16 protein-coding genes are annotated in these 16,711 nt (G+C 38.5%); 5 read left to right on the plus strand and 11 right to left on the minus strand.

Features of this window, described 5'->3' with window-relative positions:
* Window positions 1-15: 15 nt before the first annotated feature.
* The 11 genes from hisS to AC1MPL_RS00695 all read right to left on the minus strand — a co-directional run bounded on the left by hisS (window position 16) and on the right by AC1MPL_RS00695 (window position 10,182).
* Window positions 16-1,305: a histidine--tRNA ligase gene (hisS, locus tag AC1MPL_RS00645; RefSeq protein ID WP_479763415.1), complete on the minus strand. Its 1,290-nt coding sequence runs from the start codon at window positions 1,303-1,305 to the stop codon at window positions 16-18.
* Window positions 1,302-2,420, minus strand: coding sequence for a flavodoxin-dependent (E)-4-hydroxy-3-methylbut-2-enyl-diphosphate synthase (gene ispG, locus AC1MPL_RS00650; RefSeq protein ID WP_479763417.1), 1,119 nt, complete (start codon window positions 2,418-2,420; stop codon window positions 1,302-1,304). The genes hisS and ispG overlap by 4 nt, the downstream gene beginning before the upstream one ends.
* Window positions 2,421-2,442: 22 nt before the next feature.
* Window positions 2,443-3,228, minus strand: coding sequence for a helix-turn-helix domain-containing protein (locus AC1MPL_RS00655; protein WP_479763419.1), 786 nt, complete (start codon window positions 3,226-3,228; stop codon window positions 2,443-2,445).
* Window positions 3,219-4,013: a type IV pilus biogenesis/stability protein PilW gene (gene pilW / locus AC1MPL_RS00660; RefSeq protein ID WP_479763421.1), complete on the minus strand. Its 795-nt coding sequence runs from the start codon at window positions 4,011-4,013 to the stop codon at window positions 3,219-3,221. Before pilW ends, AC1MPL_RS00655 begins: the two co-directional genes overlap by 10 nt.
* Window positions 4,014-4,033: 20 nt before the next feature.
* Complete coding sequence (gene rlmN / locus AC1MPL_RS00665; protein ID WP_479763423.1) at window positions 4,034-5,263, minus strand: dual-specificity RNA methyltransferase RlmN; 1,230 nt, start codon at window positions 5,261-5,263, stop codon at window positions 4,034-4,036.
* Between the two features lie 120 nt (window positions 5,264-5,383).
* Window positions 5,384-5,815, minus strand: coding sequence for a nucleoside-diphosphate kinase (gene ndk, locus AC1MPL_RS00670; RefSeq protein ID WP_023272971.1), 432 nt, complete (start codon window positions 5,813-5,815; stop codon window positions 5,384-5,386).
* A gap of 104 nt (window positions 5,816-5,919) precedes the next feature.
* Complete coding sequence (iscX, locus tag AC1MPL_RS00675; RefSeq protein ID WP_023272972.1) at window positions 5,920-6,120, minus strand: Fe-S cluster assembly protein IscX; 201 nt, start codon at window positions 6,118-6,120, stop codon at window positions 5,920-5,922.
* Between the two features lie 79 nt (window positions 6,121-6,199).
* Window positions 6,200-6,751, minus strand: a complete 552-nt coding sequence (locus AC1MPL_RS00680) for a phosphatase PAP2 family protein (RefSeq protein ID WP_479763425.1) — start codon at window positions 6,749-6,751, stop codon at window positions 6,200-6,202.
* Between the two features lie 165 nt (window positions 6,752-6,916).
* A complete protein-coding gene (gene ilvC / locus AC1MPL_RS00685) occupies window positions 6,917-7,933 on the minus strand; it encodes a ketol-acid reductoisomerase (protein ID WP_237414587.1) in 1,017 nt (338 codons plus the stop codon).
* Window positions 7,934-7,966: 33 nt separating this feature from the next.
* On the minus strand, window positions 7,967-8,458 hold the full coding sequence (gene ilvN, locus AC1MPL_RS00690; protein ID WP_479763427.1) for an acetolactate synthase small subunit: 492 nt from the start codon (window positions 8,456-8,458) through the stop codon (window positions 7,967-7,969).
* Window positions 8,455-10,182, minus strand: a complete 1,728-nt coding sequence (locus AC1MPL_RS00695) for an acetolactate synthase 3 large subunit (protein ID WP_479763429.1) — start codon at window positions 10,180-10,182, stop codon at window positions 8,455-8,457. The genes ilvN and AC1MPL_RS00695 overlap by 4 nt, the downstream gene beginning before the upstream one ends.
* 531 nt (window positions 10,183-10,713) lie before the next feature.
* Here AC1MPL_RS00695 and AC1MPL_RS00700 point away from each other — a divergent pair.
* From AC1MPL_RS00700 to AC1MPL_RS00720, 5 genes are all read left to right on the plus strand, one after another.
* A complete protein-coding gene (locus tag AC1MPL_RS00700; protein WP_479763430.1) occupies window positions 10,714-10,965 on the plus strand; it encodes a DUF4124 domain-containing protein in 252 nt (83 codons plus the stop codon).
* A 169-nt stretch (window positions 10,966-11,134) separates the two neighbouring features.
* Window positions 11,135-13,762 carry a leucine--tRNA ligase gene (leuS, locus tag AC1MPL_RS00705; RefSeq protein WP_479763432.1) on the plus strand — a complete coding sequence of 876 codons (2,628 nt, stop codon included), beginning with the start codon at window positions 11,135-11,137 and terminating at the stop codon, window positions 13,760-13,762.
* Window positions 13,763-13,778: 16 nt separating this feature from the next.
* Complete coding sequence (locus tag AC1MPL_RS00710) at window positions 13,779-14,288, plus strand: LPS-assembly lipoprotein LptE (protein WP_479763434.1); 510 nt, start codon at window positions 13,779-13,781, stop codon at window positions 14,286-14,288.
* Window positions 14,289-14,301: 13 nt separating this feature from the next.
* Window positions 14,302-15,285 carry a DNA polymerase III subunit delta gene (gene holA, locus AC1MPL_RS00715; protein WP_479763436.1) on the plus strand — a complete coding sequence of 328 codons (984 nt, stop codon included), beginning with the start codon at window positions 14,302-14,304 and terminating at the stop codon, window positions 15,283-15,285.
* 119 nt (window positions 15,286-15,404) lie between these two features.
* Entirely contained in the window at window positions 15,405-16,709 is a 1,305-nt protein-coding gene (locus AC1MPL_RS00720) for an efflux RND transporter periplasmic adaptor subunit (RefSeq protein ID WP_479763438.1), read from the plus strand.
* Window positions 16,710-16,711: the final 2 nt, after the last annotated feature.

Here is a 16,711-nt window from a genome sequence, read left to right on the forward strand (position 1 = left end):
ACTAAATTAGATAAATTAAGAAAACTGTTGCAGTAAAAATGAAGTGATGTCTGAAATTTCAACTTCCGTTTGCTCTGCATTTGCAAGCGTTTTAAAACCAACTTGCTGTGCTTCATATTCACGCTCACCAAGAATCATTGCAAATGTCGCACCAGATTGGTCTGCTTTCTTCATTTGACTCTTCATACTGCCTTTTGAGCCAACTTTTAGTCGAATGCTAGAATTTTCACTTTCAAGTTCATTTCTTATTTTTTCTGCTAAAACAAGTGCTTTCCCCTGATAATTTGGATCTGCAACTAAAAAGACCTCACAGTCACGAATAGGCTGTGCTTCTTCAACTTGTTCTAATAATAAAAGTAAACGCTCCATACCCATTGCAAAACCAACAGCAGGGACAGACTGGTTTGCTTTACCTTTTAGTTGACCAACTAGACCATCATAACGACCGCCAGCACATACGGTTCCTTGAGAACCCAATGCTGTGGTTGTCCATTCAAAAACTGTTTTATTGTAATAGTCTAAGCCACGTACAAGCTTTTGATTCACGACAAAAGCAACACCTGCATCTGTAAGATACTGTTTTAGTTGCTCAAAATGTGCCATGCTTTCTTCTTGCATAAAGTCATGCAATTTTGGGGCATTTTCTAGAATCTTCTGCGTTTTTTCATCTTTAGAATCTAAAATACGTAAAGGATTTGTTGTCAAACGGCGCTGAGAATCTTCATCAAGATCATTTTTATGTTCTGTTAAAAACTCAACTAAAGCATTACGGTAAGCTGTACGCTCATCCATTTCACCCAATGTATTTAACTCAAGCTGAACCTTATCTAAAACACCCATTTGTTTCCACAGGCGTGCTGTCATTAGAATAAGTTCTGCTTCGATATCTGGTGTTGCCACACCAAATGTTTCTACACCAAACTGATGAAATTGACGATAGCGTCCTTTTTGCGGCTTTTCATAACGAAACATTGGACCTACATACCATACACGAGGCGTTGCTCCACGTAATAAGTTATGCTCAAGCATGGCACGAACACAGCCTGCTGTACCTTCTGGACGTAATGTTAAAGACTCTGGCGGATTACCTTTATCTAAAAAGGTATACATCTCTTTTTCAACAATATCTGTTGCATCACCAATTGCACGTTTAAATAAACCTGTTTGCTCAACAATTGGCAAACGAATTTGCTGATAGCCGTATGCATCCATTAGTGATGCTAAGTGATGCTCCAAGCGGCGCCATGCAGGCGTTTGTGTTGGAAGAATATCGTTAAAACCTTTAATTGCAACAATTGAACTCATGATGATGAACTACGAATAATTTCTTTTGACTTTGCTTTTTCAAGCTCTTGGACACGCTGACGAACCATCGTTTCGATCTCGTCAACCAATTGATCAGTATCGATAAGATGACTTTTATCACCATTACGATACACAAGCGAGCGCGGGCTTGCACCAACTACCCCAATATCTGCTTCTTTTGCTTCACCTGGACCATTTACTTTACAGCCAATCACAGATACATCCATTGGTGTACGGATATCTTCTAAACGTTCTTCAAGAGATTGCATTACTTTAATGACATTAAACTCTTGACGTGAGCAGCTCGGGCAAGCAATAAAGTTAATTCCATTTGAGCGTAAAGTAAGTGATTTAAGAATATCAAAACCAATTTTAATTTCTTCTTCAGGCTCTGCTGCTAAAGAAATACGCATGGTATCGCCAATACCATCGAGCAATAACCCACCAAGTGCGATTGCCGATTTAACGGTTCCTGTACGGTAAATACCCGCTTCAGTCACACCCAAATGTAATGGGTTATCAATTTGCTTCGAAAGTAGACGATAAGCATCGAGCGTTAAAAATACATTAGATGCTTTTACACTCACTTTAAACTCATGGAAATTTAGACGATCTAAAATATCAATATGACGTAAAGCAGACTCAAGTAAGGCTTCACCTGTCGGCTCACCATATTTTTTTTGTAAATCTTTTTCGAGTGAACCTGCATTCACACCAATACGCATAGAAATATCATTGTGCTTGGCTGCTGCAACCACTTCTCGAATTTTTTGTTCAGAACCGATATTACCTGGATTAATTCTTAAACAATCTACACCATAATCAGCAACAGCAAGCGCAATTTTATAGTCGAAATGAATATCAGCGACTAAAGGGACATCTACTTGCTTTCTAATTTCGGCGAAAGCACGAGCAGCATCCATAGATGGTACAGATACACGCATAATATCTGCGCCTGCTTGCACACAACGTTGAATTTGCGCAACAGTTGCATCAACATCACATGTTTCTGTATTCGTCATACTCTGGACACTAATTGGTGCATCACCACCAACATAGACAGAACCAACACGAATTTTTCGTGTTGGACGACGCTTAATCGGGTTTACTATCATTATTACTGCTCAACTTTGTCTTTTAACGTGATAAACGAAAATCAGCTTTACCGTTTACTGTATATGGAGACAATGAAATAGACTCACCATTTAACTTTAATGACACAGCACCCGCATCGTTTAAACGAATTTGAAAAGGTGTTTGACCATTAAGTGTTAAATTTTCAGCCTGACGACCCGTTGCTAAAACTTTACCTGTTGAATCAACAATATTTAGTGATGTCGGACGAGATATATGAAGCTCTAGCTTATCACCAGATACTGGTTGACTTTGATCGACAGAAAGTACTTGTACATTCGATTGTGCATTTGCAGGTTGTGCTTGTTTTTTCTTAGACATCCAGCTTTGAATACCTGCCACAACTAGCCAAACAACTAAAACTGCAATAACAATAATCATGATACGTTTTAGCCATTTACGACTTTTTTCACGATTTGAACCAGAAAGTTTCCCCATTATTTTAATGGGTGAATCTTTCAAACCATGATTTGCCTGCATGCCCGTATCATTCTGATAGATTTCATCAAATCTTTGAATAATTGTAGAAGCATCTACATCTAAATGCTTGGCATAGCTTCGATAATATCCCTTAATAAAAGCCGCTTCTGGCAATGATTTATAATCATCTTTTTCTAAAGCTTCAATGGTACGCAGTGGAATATTGAGTGCCTGAGCAACAGTTGATAAATCATATTTTTTATTTAGGCGAACATGGCGTAAATACTCACCAGGACGTTGAACATTACCTAATGTATTCGGAGTCGACTGTTTACCCGCCGTTTGTTGTGAATTTGGATTTACTTCCATACCGCCTCAGTACTGTACTGTAATTGCAAATAACGCTGATATTCTTGGCTATCTGGATATAGCGCGCGTAACTGATTAACCAAGACTTGCATACTCATATTATCACCATTCGCACGCGCAATGCGAATCCCAACCCAAAGTGCTTGAGCGCTTTGGTTTTTACTGCCAACAACACGTACATAACTCTCATAAAATTGAGCAGCTGCAGTGTATTGCTGACGTTGGTACGAAATTTCTGCTAACTCTATCATCGAAATAGATGAATCTTGATCAACTCTCAGAGCATTTAAAAATGCCTGTTCTGCATTTATTGTATTCCCTAAGTGCAAATAAGTTTGCCCTAGATTTTCTAAAGCCATTGCACGTTGATCATAACCTAATGTAGAGCCAGCAATTTGTAGCTGTTTTTCTGCATCATTATAACGTCCAATCTGATATAGATAACGTCCATAGTTATTTCGGACTTGGGCATCTGCAGAGTTTAGTGAAATCGCTCGTTTAAAGTAACGATCCGCTTTCACTAAATTATTTGGGCTACCTTCTTGTTGTAATAACACACCCATCATCATATTTGCAGTTGCATCACGGTCATCTTTTTGTAATGCTTCGTCAAGAGAGCGCTTCGCAGCGTCCAAATCTCCAGAACGAATATATTCTGCCGCAATTTGGGTTCTGACCTCAGCAGACTTCTTTGGGTTCTGCTTTAACGTCTGAGTCGTTTCACACCCTTGGAGTGCTAAACTCAATATTAGACCTACAACTGCATATGATGCTATTTTTTTCACGCACTTGCCTCTACATTATTTTATCCTTGAGATCGAATAATTTCGCCTTGTTGCGCAACTTTCTTTTTCCATTGCTCAGCACGACGTGTTCGATCGGCGACTTGTCCAACGAGTTGTCCACATGCGGCATCAATATCATCACCACGTGTCTGACGAATTGTACAAACAAAACCTGCATCTGATAAAGCTTTTTGAAATGCAATAATACGGTTTCTACTAGAACGACCGTAAGGTGCATGTGGAAATGGGTTAAATGGAATCAAATTAATTTTACTTGGTAAATCTTTTAATAACTTGATGAGTTGCTGTGAATGTTCAGCTTGATCATTGACACCATCTAACATGACATATTCAATCGTGACATGTTTACGTGCACTTTCATTACCATCTTTACGAATGTAACGCTGAGCTGCTGCAATAAGTTGTTCTAATGGATATTTTTTATTGATTGGTACAAGTTCATTACGAAGCTCATCATTTGGTGCATGTAATGAAATAGCAAGTGCTACATCTAATTCTTCAGACAGCTTATCCATCATAGGTACAACACCCGATGTAGATAAAGTTACACGACGTTTAGACATACCATAAGCAAAGTCATCTAACATTAAAGACATTGCTTTAACTACAGGCTTGAAATTAAGTAATGGTTCACCCATTCCCATCATAACTACATTGGTTACAGAACGAGTTCTTTCTGCAATTTCAACATCTTCCATATAAGATTGGTTAGCTACCCACAATTGACCAATAATTTCATCTGATGTTAAATCACGCTGAAAGCCTTGTTTACCTGTAGAACAAAAAGAGCAATCTAACGCACAGCCAACTTGAGATGAAATACAAAGTGTCTTACGTGCACCTGTTTTATCATCTGCTGGAATAAGTACAGTTTCAACCAACGATCCTGCGCCATCACCAACACGAAAGACCCATTTACGTGTACCATCTTTAGAATAGTTACGATGTACAACTTCAGGAGCTTTAATTTCACTAATACGTTCTAGTTTTTCACGCAACTTCGCTGAAATATTTGTCATCTCGGCAAAGTCTGTTACAAAGTATTGATGAATCCACTTCATCACCTGCCCAGCACGAAACTTTTTCTCGCCAAGCCCTTCAAAAAACACCTCTAATTCTGCCCGCGACATGCCCATTAAATTTACTTTGGGTGTTGTATTCTCAGGCTGAGCTGTGGCGTTATGGTGTTCACCTGTTACAGACGATGAACTAACTGCTTCATGAGCCATGTGTATTACCTAATAATGTCGAAAGAAGAAAAATAGAGACTGCTTTTCAAATAAAAAATGTAAAGCATAAAAAACCAGATAAGCATTATAACACTTATCTGGTTTGAAGTGGCCGACGAATTAACGTGTACGTGGGCAAACTTCAGTTTGTGCGAAGAAGTAAGAAACTTCACGCGCAGCAGATTCTACAGAGTCAGAACCGTGAGCAGCATTTTCGTCGATGCTTACAGCGAAGTCTGCACGGATTGTACCAGGAGCTGCTTCTTTAGGGTTTGTTGCACCTAAAATGTCGCGGTGAGCCAATACAGCATTTTCACCTTCAAGAACAGATACAACAACAGGACCTGAAGTCATGAATGCAACTAGATCAGCAAAGAAACCACGTTCTTTATGTTCAGCATAAAAGCCTTCAGCTTCAGCTTTAGACAAATGCTTCATTTTAGTTGCAACAACTTTAAGACCAGATTTTTCGAAGCGAGCAAAAATATCACCAATGTGGTTTTTTGCAACAGCATCAGGTTTTACAATCGATAATGTACGTTCAATCGCCATGATTGGCTCCTTAAACAAGAGTGAGAAAAATTTTCCGCATTATAGCGGTGTAAGCCGAAATAATCAGCTTTGAATCTATAAAAGTCTAGTTTTTTATGTGTTTTTTAGTCTGCTTCATCAATCCAAGCCATCTGAATTGCTTCAAGCAACCCTTCTGTCGACTTATTTGGATCATCACCAAACTCAGGTAAGGCACAAATCCATGCATGCAGATCGGTAAATCGTACCCATTGTGGGTCGACATCTGGATGTGCTTCTGAAAGCTCAATCGCAATATCAATGGTATCTGTCCAACGTAAAGCCATACCTATTCCTTATATTTGTGCCACACATTAAACGGTACTTTAACAAAAAAATGAGGGGAATTTATTACTGTATATCTTTCTATAACAAAATATTAAAATAAAATGAAAGATTAATGACCAATGCTGCGATTGTTGCTCCTAAAATTGCACCAACAAGTACATCACTTGGATAATGCAAGCCCAATACCATACGGGAAAGTGCAACGCACAATGTAAATGGAATCATAACCACCAATAAAACTGGCTGAATATAACCAAGTACCGTTGTAGATAAAACTGCATGTAAAGTATGACCTGATGGAAAGCTAAAGTGATCGAGAGGACGCTCCCCAAGCACAATCACTTGATGCACCTGATAAGGTCTTGGTCGTGTTGTTTTATGCTTAAGTAATTTATAAAGTAATGTTGCACAGCTACTCGCAACCATCAAATAAATAATTTGCCGATAATAACTATTTTTATGCATTAACCATGTAATTAGCATCATGGCATACCAGAATGTGCCATCTCCTAAGCGACTAACAATCTTAAAAAAACGTGCAACAAGCCTTACCTTTGAAAATCGATTTAAGTAAATACAACCTTTTAAATCGAGGGCGAGCATTCTTATTTTTAACTCTTGTAGCATCATTTTGCCCCTTCAATTTTCCTACTATTTAGCTTTAAGCAAATAGTAATCTTCATTCTTTTTAAATACTCTTTCTAAACGTATATTATAATTAAAAGCATGACACCCCTATGAATACCATAAAAAAAGCCTCACCGTAAAGTGAGGCTTTTGCATTAAAAAGACAAATTAGTTTTTATCTTTATCAATAATTTTGTTTGCTTTAATCCACGGCATCATTGCACGCAACTTATTACCAGTTACTTCAATACCATGTGCTGCATTTTGACGACGGCGTGCAGTCATAGATGGATAATTTAAAGCACCTTCTTGAATAAACATTTTTGCATATTCACCAGACTGAATACGTTTCAATGCATTACGCATTGCTTCACGTGATTGGTCATTAATCACTTCAGGGCCTGTTACATACTCACCATACTCAGCATTATTTGAAACCGAGTAGTTCATGTCTGCAATACCACCTTCAAACATTAAGTCTACAATCAACTTCAATTCATGTAAGCACTCAAAGTATGCCATTTCTGGCGCATAACCTGCTTCTACAAGTGTTTCAAAGCCTGCTTTTACAAGTTCAACTGCACCACCACAAAGTACTGCTTGCTCACCAAAAAGGTCAGTTTCAGTTTCTTCACGGAATGAAGTTTCAATAATACCAGTACGACCACCACCTACGCCTGAAGCATAAGAAAGCGCAACATTACGTGCATTACCAGAAGCATCTTGATGAATAGCGATTAAATCAGGTACACCTGAACCACGTTGGAATTCTGAACGTACAGTATGACCTGGTGCTTTTGGCGCAATCATAATTACGTCTAAGTCTTTACGTGGCACAACTTGGTTATACAAAACTGCAAAACCATGTGCAAATGCAAGTGTTGCACCTTCTTTAATATTCGGTTCAATCACATCACGGTAAAGCTGAGATTGGAACTCATCTGGTGTTAAGATCATTACAAGATCTGCACCTTTTACAGCCTCTGGCACTTCAGCAACATTTAAGCCAGCACCTTCTGCTTTTTTCCATGATGCAGAGTTCGCACGCAAACCTACAGTAACCTCAACACCTGAGTCTTTAAGGTTTAGAGCATGTGCATGACCTTGTGAACCATATCCAATAATCGCTACTTTTTTGCTTTTAATGATCGACAAGTCACAGTCTTTATCATAAAAAATTTGCATTTGTTATCTCCAGTAAAAATCTTTTTAATTTAGTTAAACAGTTAAAACTTTTTCGCCACGTGCAATTCCAGATACTCCAGAACGTACAACTTCTAAAATCGTACTTTCCGCCAAAGCATCCATAAAGCCATCTAATTTCTCGGCAGTACCAACTATTTGTACGGTATATGTAGTCGGCGTTACATCTACAATTGTTGCACGAAATATATCTGCTGTACGCTTAATTTCATCACGTGCAGTACCAGATGCTTTCACTTTAATGAGCATTAACTCACGCTCAATATGGGCGCTCTCACTTAATGCCACAACCTTCACAACTTCAATCAACTTATTCAACTGTTTTGTAATTTGCTCAATCTTGTGATCATCGCCATAAGTTGTGAGTGTAAGACGTGATAACGTTTCATCTTCCGTTGGCGCAACATTTAAAGTTTCAATGTTGTATCCACGTTGGCTAAATAAACCAACTAAACGAGAAAGCGCACCCGATTCATTTTCCATTAATACCGAAATGATGTGTCTCATGACGTACGCTCTCCTTTTGCCAACCACATGTCTTTCATCGCTTGGCCTGGAACCTGCATTGGATATACATGTTCTGCGTGCTCTACCATGACATTGATAAATACACATTTGTCATTGATTGCCATGGCTTCTGCTAACTTTTCCTCAAGCTCATCTGCATGAGTAATAGTAATAGCAACATGACCATACGCTTCCATCAACTTTGTAAAGTCAGGCAAAGACTCAACATATGATTGAGAGTGACGACCTTCATAGTTCATATCTTGCCACTGACGCACCATACCCAGTGAGCCATTATTCAAACACAAGATTTTTACATTGAGGTCATACTGCTTACATGTAGACAATTCTTGAATACACATTTGAATAGAGCCATCGCCTGTTACACAGACTACTTGCTGATCTGGATGTGCAAGTTTTGCACCCATTGCATAAGGCAAGCCTACACCCATGGTACCCAAACCACCCGAATTCACCCACTGACGCGGACGCTTATATTTATAATACATTGCACTAAACATTTGATGCTGACCAACATCCGAAGTAATAATGGCATCACCATTTGTTACTTTATACAGCGCTTCAATTGCTTGCTGTGGCTTAATTTGATTATTCAAAGTAGGTACATATTGCAACCCATGATGACCACGCCATTCATCAATTTGTTTCCACCAATCTGAAATTATTTCTTCATTTGGTTTTAGCACATCTAATTGCTTCAATTGAGCAAGCATTTCCTGTAATACAGGTTCTACAGCTCCTACTATTGGAATATGTGCCAAAATCGTTTTGGAAATTGATGCAGGGTCAATATCAATATGAATGATCTTTGCATTTGGGCAGAATCTTGCAGGGCTATTGGTCACACGGTCATCAAAACGTGCGCCTATTGCAAAAATTACATCAGCATTATGCATTGCCATATTGGCTTCATAAGTCCCATGCATTCCCAGCATACCTAGGAATTGTGGATCTGTTCCATCGAAACCACCTAAACCCATCAACGTACTTGTTACAGGATAATTTAAAAGGTGTGCAATCTCGGTAAGTAATTCAGAACCATTGCCTTGAACTAAGCCACCGCCTGTATAAATTACAGGACGTTTTGCAGTAATTAATTCATCTACAGCCTTACGAATTTGCCCTGCATGCCCACGACTCGGTGGTTGATAAGAGCGCATTTTCACTTTATCAGGGTATTCGTAAGCAAACTTATCTACAGGGTTCGTTGCATCTTTTGGAATATCAATAACAACAGGACCGGGACGACCACTTGAAGCAATATAAAAAGCTTTTTTAATAATTTCAGGTATTTCACTTGCATGACGCACTTGAAAACTATGCTTCACAATTGGTCTAGATACACCCACCATATCTGTTTCTTGGAAAGCATCTTCACCAATAAGATGCGATGCAACCTGTCCAGATAGAACCACCATTGGAATCGAGTCCATATATGCGGTTGCAATTGGTGTAACCGTATTTGTTGCACCCGGTCCAGACGTCACAAGTACGACACCAGTTTTACCCGTTACTCGAGCGTATGCATCGGCCATATGCCCTGCTGCTTGCTCATGACGAACCAAGTAATGCTGAATTTTATCTTGTCTAAAAAGAGCATCATAGATATGCAGTACGGCGCCACCTGGGTAGCCAAAAACTTGCTCAACACCCTCGTCCGCAAGTGCACGAACGAGCATTTCACCACCAGAAAGAAGTTCCAACGTGATTCACCCTATTGTTTTTCACACCATATGGGAGACATATAGTACTTTTAATTTTTACAGTTACTCTGCTTCTTTATAGCACAGCTTTAACGATTAATCTTGCAATAGGAAAAAAGAAGATTCAATGTGTTTTTACACACAAAACCTGACAAAACATGCTGGGATAAACATCGTTTTTTTCTAAACATAACAACTCGGCTAGAGCGCATGCCCATTGCTACTACTTTAAGTGAAGGGTGGTCAAGTAAAGTAGATATGTTAAACATTCTTGTTTTTTCGGCATAAAAAGTCAAGGCTTCTGCTCTTTTTTCGTAATTCTTATCTAAGAATGGATAATATAAAGAAAAAGGAATCTATTCCGCCATATTCTCAAAAAAAATTTACGATTTTTTACTTAAAAGATAAATATAAAAGAAATTTTTTCCCATTGTCACACAATCTATTTATATTAATATTAAATTTTCATCAACTAATGGTACAAAAATGCTCCTTACTCTCAAAAGAATCTCTTTTTTGGTATTTATACCATTGTCTATTTTACCAATTGCACATGCGCAAGATTTTTACAAATGGACAGATTCAAATGGTTCAACCCACTATACAAAAACACCCCCACCAAAGGAAAAAGGTGTTTCCGCACATGGCGTAGTTAAAACATATAACAGCCCTCTCAACGGTAATAGCACAGTAGAAAATAACAGCAGTAATAATGAACAGTATTCACATTCTTCATCTAATAGCAGCAATGTTATGCCAATGACTCAACCCATTACACAATGATGAGCGAGAGAAACTATATACTTAACCCTAAAAAGTAAGATATTTTTCACCTCCGTCTAAATAAGATGGACTAACAATATAGAATTTATATTGCAAAATTCACTTTTATAGTATTTTTGCGATATGCTGTATCAACTTTTAACTATAATCCGTCATCGATTAAATTTTTATGGCTACATCACATATCGACCCTGAATATCAAGCAAATGCGATTGAACCAAATGTTCAACAAGATTGGGAAAATCGCAAAGTTTTTAAAGTTGCCGACACTGTAGAAGGTAAACGTCGTTACATTCTGTCTATGTTTCCCTATCCTAGCGGTAAACTGCATATGGGGCATGTGCGTAACTATACAATTGGCGATGTGATTAGTCGTTTCCACCGACTGAAAGGTGAAACAGTTTTACAACCTATGGGTTGGGATGCTTTTGGTCTACCTGCGGAAAATGCAGCCATCGCACATAAAGTTGCACCTGCAAAATGGACATTTGAAAATATTGATTACATGCGTAATCAGCTTAAGAGCCTAGGCCTTGCAATTGACTGGGATCGTGAAATTGCAACATGCACACCCGAATACTATCGCTGGGAACAATGGTTATTTGTCCAACTTTATAAAAAAGGTCTTATTTACCGTAAACTTTCAACTGTAAACTGGGATCCTGTAGACCAAACTGTTCTTGCAAATGAACAAGTAGTCGATGGTCGTGGTTGGCGTTCAGGTGCATTGGTAGAAAAACGTGATATTCCAATGTACTACTTCCGCATTACAGACTATGCACAAGAACTACTTGATGATTTAGAGCAACTTAAAGATGGTTGGCCACAGCAAGTGCTAACAATGCAACGTAATTGGATTGGTCGCTCAGAAGGAATGGACATTACGTTCCCATCGGCTGATACAAGCATTTATGCAGATGAATTAACTGTATATACCACACGACCAGACACACTCATGGGTGTAACTTATGTTGCGATTGCAGCAGAACATCCTATGGCAAAAAAAGCTGCTGAACTACGCCCTGAACTTAATACATTTATCGAAGAATGTCGTCATGGTTCTGTGTCTGAAGCAGATGTTGCAACAGCTGAAAAGAAAGGTATGGCAACAGGACTCTATGTAAAACACCCTATTACTGGTGAAAATGTAGAAGTTTGGATTGCAAACTATGTACTTATGAGCTACGGCTCTGGTGCAGTTATGGCTGTACCTGCACATGATGAGCGTGATTTTGAATTTGCCAATAAATTCGGTTTACCAATTAAGCAAGTGATTGATGCACAAGGTGCAAAAGACAATGCTTACGATGCAACCGTATGGCAAGAATGGTATGGCAGTAAAGAAGGTAAGCTCGTTAACTCTGCACAGTTTGATGGCTTAAAATTCCAAGAAGCTTTTGATGCATTTATTGAGCTTCTAGCGCCTAAAAATCTTGCAAGTAAAAAAGTACAATTCCGTTTACGCGACTGGGGTGTTTCACGCCAACGCTATTGGGGTTGTCCTATTCCAATGATCAACTGCGAATCATGTGGTCAAGTTCCTGTACCTGAAGATCAATTACCTGTAGAACTTCCAACAGATGTTGTTCCAGATGGTTCTGGTAATCCACTCGCAAAAATGCCTGAGTTCTATGAAACCACATGCCCACACTGTGGTGGCAATGCAAAACGTGAAACAGATACCCTCGATACTTTTGTTGAGTCTTCTTGGTACTATGCGCGTTACGCATCACCAGACTTTACAGATGGTATGATTAAACCTGAAGCAGCACAGACTTGGTTACCTGTAAATCAATATATTGGTGGTGTAGAACATGCTATTTTACACTTACTATATGCACGTTTTTTCCATAAGTTAATGCGTGATGAAGGTGTTGTTCAAGGTAATGAACCTTTTGCAAACCTACTTACTCAAGGCATGGTACTTGCCGACACATTCTATCGTGAAGAAGAAAGTGGTAAAAAAACATGGTTCAACCCAGCAGATGTCGAGCTTACTCGCGATGAAAAGGGTCGTATTACTGCTGCTGTCTGCAAAACAGATGGTCAACCTGTCATTATTGGTGGACAAGAAAAAATGTCTAAGTCCAAAAATAATGGGGTCGACCCTCAAGCCATTATTAACCAATATGGTGCAGATACTGCACGTGTATTTACAATGTTTGCAGCACCACCAGATCAGTCTCTTGAATGGTCAGATGCAGGCGTAGAAGGTTCAAACCGTTTCTTAAAACGTGTATGGCGTTTAAGTACAGGCTTCTTAGAAAAATCGGCAAATAAATCTATTCAACTAGACAAAGCTACTTTATCTAAAGATGCACAAGATCTACGTCGTAAAACACATGAAACGATTGCTAAAGTTGGTGATGATATTGAGCGTCGTCACGCATTTAACACAGCCATTGCAGCACAAATGGAATTATTAAATGCGATTACGAAATTCACAACGAAGTCTGACAACGACCTTGCAGTTGAACAAGAATCAATCGTTGCTTTACTGACAATGCTTGCACCATTTGCACCACATTTAAGTCAAAAGCTATTGGCTGAATTTGGTATCGACTTAACAGAAGCACGCTTCCCTATGGTCGATGAATCAGCACTTGCACGTAATACGCAAATCATTGTTGTTCAAGTTAATGGTAAACTTCGTGGTAAACTTGAAGTTGCAACCAATCTATCGAAAGATGAGATTCTTGCTCAAGCAAAAGCATTACCAGAAGTACAACAATTCTTAACTGGGCCAACAAAGAAAGAAATTGTTGTTCCAAATAAGCTCGTAAACCTAGTGGTTTAAAAAAAGAGGAAAAAGCATGCACTTAGTCCAACGTCTTTCAGCAGTTATTTTAACTTTAGGTCTAAGTGCAAGCTTAGTGGGATGTGGCTTTCATCTTGTTGGCCACGGCCCTAATGCAACACCTCTCGTATATCAGCATATGAAACTCGATTTACCAGCCAACACAGCAAACTTAGGAGAAAAACTCAAAGTTTATCTGATTGGCAATGGTGCAAAGTTTGATCAAGACCCAAACACATATACATTACATGTGCTCGACTATCAATATCGTCGTCAAAAGTTGAGTGGTCGTGTAGCTGAAGTTATTCTACATTTAGATGTTACATTTCAAATTGAAGACCGCAATGGTTCTCCAGTTACAGAACCCCGTACAATTTCAAGTGTAAAAAGCTATCAGTACAACGTTGCAACGGTAAACGTCGATGATAACGAAGAGTCTTATTTAAACGATATGCTCGTTGATGATGTTGCCCAGCAAATGGCACGTCAAATTTCAACCAATCGTTTACCTACACTTTCAAAATAAACTATAGCTTTTTATGAAAATTGACTATCTCCAAGCACTAAAGCGCACACAAAATGCATCAGGTGCTTGGCTTTTGCATGGCCAAGAACCATTACTTGAACAAAACTTATTAGATCAATTTCGTAAAGAGTGGCTATCTAAAGATATCGAACGACAACGTTACGATATTCAAAGTGTGAATGACTGGAAAAATGTATTCAATGCATTAAATAGTCTCTCGCTTTTTTCACAACAGCTTGCAATAGAAGCACATGGCAACATTAAACCTGATGCAAGTGGCCTTAAAATGCTTAAGGCATTTCTTCAACATAATGAGCAAAATTTGCTTGTTATTGTGATGCCAAAACAAGATGGACAAAGTCTAAAAAGTAGTTTTATACAGACTGTTGAAGCCAATGGAATACTCGTCACCCTGAATGCACCATATCCCAAAGATCGGCAACAAATTTTAGAAGTTGAAGCAAAAAAATTGTCTATTCAATTAGAAAATGATGCTTGGACATGGTTACTTGAACATCATGAGCACAATTTACTTGCTGCAAAGAATAGTTTAATTCGTGTCAGTGACACTTTTCCCGATATAACAAATATTGGTATCAATGAGTTACAAAGTTGTCTACAAGATCAATCTCGCTATTCAACCTATGACCTAAGCGATAATCTACTTGCGGGTAATTTTGAGCAATCTATTAAAATTTATCAATATTTGATAGCAACAGGCGAACCAATGACATTTATACTATGGGTCATTAGTAAAGAAATGCGCTTGCTCATGCAGCTCTTTGAACAACCTAGAAATGGATTACAACTTGGTATATGGAAAACCAAATTGTATCTATACCAAAATGCTTTACGTCGTTTTCAACCACAACAATTCCTTACATGGCCCCATTTACTACTAGAAATTGACCTTGCAATTAAAGGCAACTCACAGCAGAAGCCTGAATTGTTGATATTGCAAGCAATTGGCCAGTTATGTAGTAAAATACTATTTTAATAAGCCATATCAATCAGGAATATGTCTTTATTATTTTAAACTAGTGAAGATATTAACATCGTACCGGCATATTATTTTACAAGCCCTTTCAGATAAAGTTACGTAGCTTATACTCCTATATGTTAAAAAAAATTAAATCCCCTAAATTGTTAGTTATACTTTTCATTATTATTGTCATTGGCTTCTTTGTTTGGCAGTTTTCAAAGCCTAAAGTTGAACCTCCTCAATATATTACTGAGGCCGTCACAAAAGGTGACTTGGAAAGTACCGTACTTGCTACAGGAACATTAAGTGCAAGTAAAATGCTGAGCGTAGGTGCTCAGGTATCTGGTCAAGTCAAACATATGTATGTTCATCTTGGCGACCAAGTAAAAGTAGGTCAAGTCATTGCTAAAATTGACTCAGAAACCCAAGAAAATACTTTACAAAATGCAGCTGCAAACATCCGTAGCTTACAAGCACAGCATCTACAGCAAGATGCAAAACTTCATGAAGCAATGCTTGAGTATAATCGTCAGAAAGCAATGCTTGCACAAAATGCAACGCCTCGTGCAAGTTTTGAAACTGCTGAAGCAAACTATAGAACTGCATCTGCACAAATGAAGGTACTCGATGCACAAATCGAGCAAGCATACTTATCTGAGTCAACAGCAAAAACTAATGTCGGTTATACACGTATTATTGCACCCATTGATGGAACAGTTGTTGCAATCGTGACAGATGAAGGGCAAACGGTAAACTCAAACCAGACTACACCGACTATTGTAAAACTTGCACAACTTGGACAAATGACTGTAAAAGCACAAGTCAGTGAAGCAGATGTAATGAAAATTGAAAAAGGTCAGCAAGTCTATTTCACAACACTTGGCGATGACCAGAAGCGTTATGCCACTTTGCGTCAGATTGAACCTGCCCCAGACTCAATTGCAAGTGATTCAAGTTCAACTAGTACGAGTAGTAGTGCTGTTTACTACAATGCACTATTTGATGTTCCCAACCCTGATGGCAAACTACGTATTAATATGACTGCACAGGTCTATATTGTACTTAACTCAGTCAAAGATGCCATTTTAGTTCCATCTTCAGCACTCAGTAGCTCTAAAGTTATGTTTGCATCAAATGGCATAGCATCGCCTCATCATGAAAATAGCTTACCTCAAGCACATAAATTAGAACTTACCAATGCACAAAAAGAGTTAATTAAAGATGGCAAAGCAAGTCTAAACTTTGTTCGTGTTTACGATGGTGAAAATACTTACTCTCAACAAATACTGGTTGGTATTAATAACCGTATTAATGCTCAAGTCTTGGCTGGATTAAAAGAAGGCCAACAAGTTGTTATTGCTGACAGCAATGATGCATCTGCTGCGGATGCAAAATCAAATAATAGCCGTAAACGTAATGGCCCACCAATGGGAATGTAATC

Source organism: Acinetobacter sp. N1-1 (assembly GCF_056711485.1).

Excerpts from the sequence above, each read along its gene's own strand:
- AC1MPL_RS00720 (WP_479763438.1), top strand. The coding sequence starts at position 15,405 with ATGTTAAAAAAAATTAAATCCCCTAAATTGTTAGTTATACTTTTCATT.
- holA (WP_479763436.1), top strand. The coding sequence starts at position 14,302 with ATGAAAATTGACTATCTCCAAGCACTAAAGCGCACACAAAATGCATCA.
- ndk (WP_023272971.1), bottom strand. The coding sequence starts at position 5,815 with ATGGCGATTGAACGTACATTATCGATTGTAAAACCTGATGCTGTTGCA.
- iscX (WP_023272972.1), bottom strand. The coding sequence starts at position 6,120 with ATGGCTTTACGTTGGACAGATACCATTGATATTGCGATTGAGCTTTCA.
- ispG (WP_479763417.1), bottom strand. The coding sequence starts at position 2,420 with ATGATAGTAAACCCGATTAAGCGTCGTCCAACACGAAAAATTCGTGTT.
- leuS (WP_479763432.1), top strand. The coding sequence starts at position 11,135 with ATGGCTACATCACATATCGACCCTGAATATCAAGCAAATGCGATTGAA.
- hisS (WP_479763415.1), bottom strand. The coding sequence starts at position 1,305 with ATGAGTTCAATTGTTGCAATTAAAGGTTTTAACGATATTCTTCCAACA.
- ilvC (WP_237414587.1), bottom strand. The coding sequence starts at position 7,933 with ATGCAAATTTTTTATGATAAAGACTGTGACTTGTCGATCATTAAAAGC.
- rlmN (WP_479763423.1), bottom strand. The coding sequence starts at position 5,263 with ATGGCTCATGAAGCAGTTAGTTCATCGTCTGTAACAGGTGAACACCAT.
- AC1MPL_RS00655 (WP_479763419.1), bottom strand. The coding sequence starts at position 3,228 with ATGGAAGTAAATCCAAATTCACAACAAACGGCGGGTAAACAGTCGACT.
- ilvN (WP_479763427.1), bottom strand. The coding sequence starts at position 8,458 with ATGAGACACATCATTTCGGTATTAATGGAAAATGAATCGGGTGCGCTT.
- AC1MPL_RS00680 (WP_479763425.1), bottom strand. The coding sequence starts at position 6,751 with ATGATGCTACAAGAGTTAAAAATAAGAATGCTCGCCCTCGATTTAAAA.
- AC1MPL_RS00710 (WP_479763434.1), top strand. The coding sequence starts at position 13,779 with ATGCACTTAGTCCAACGTCTTTCAGCAGTTATTTTAACTTTAGGTCTA.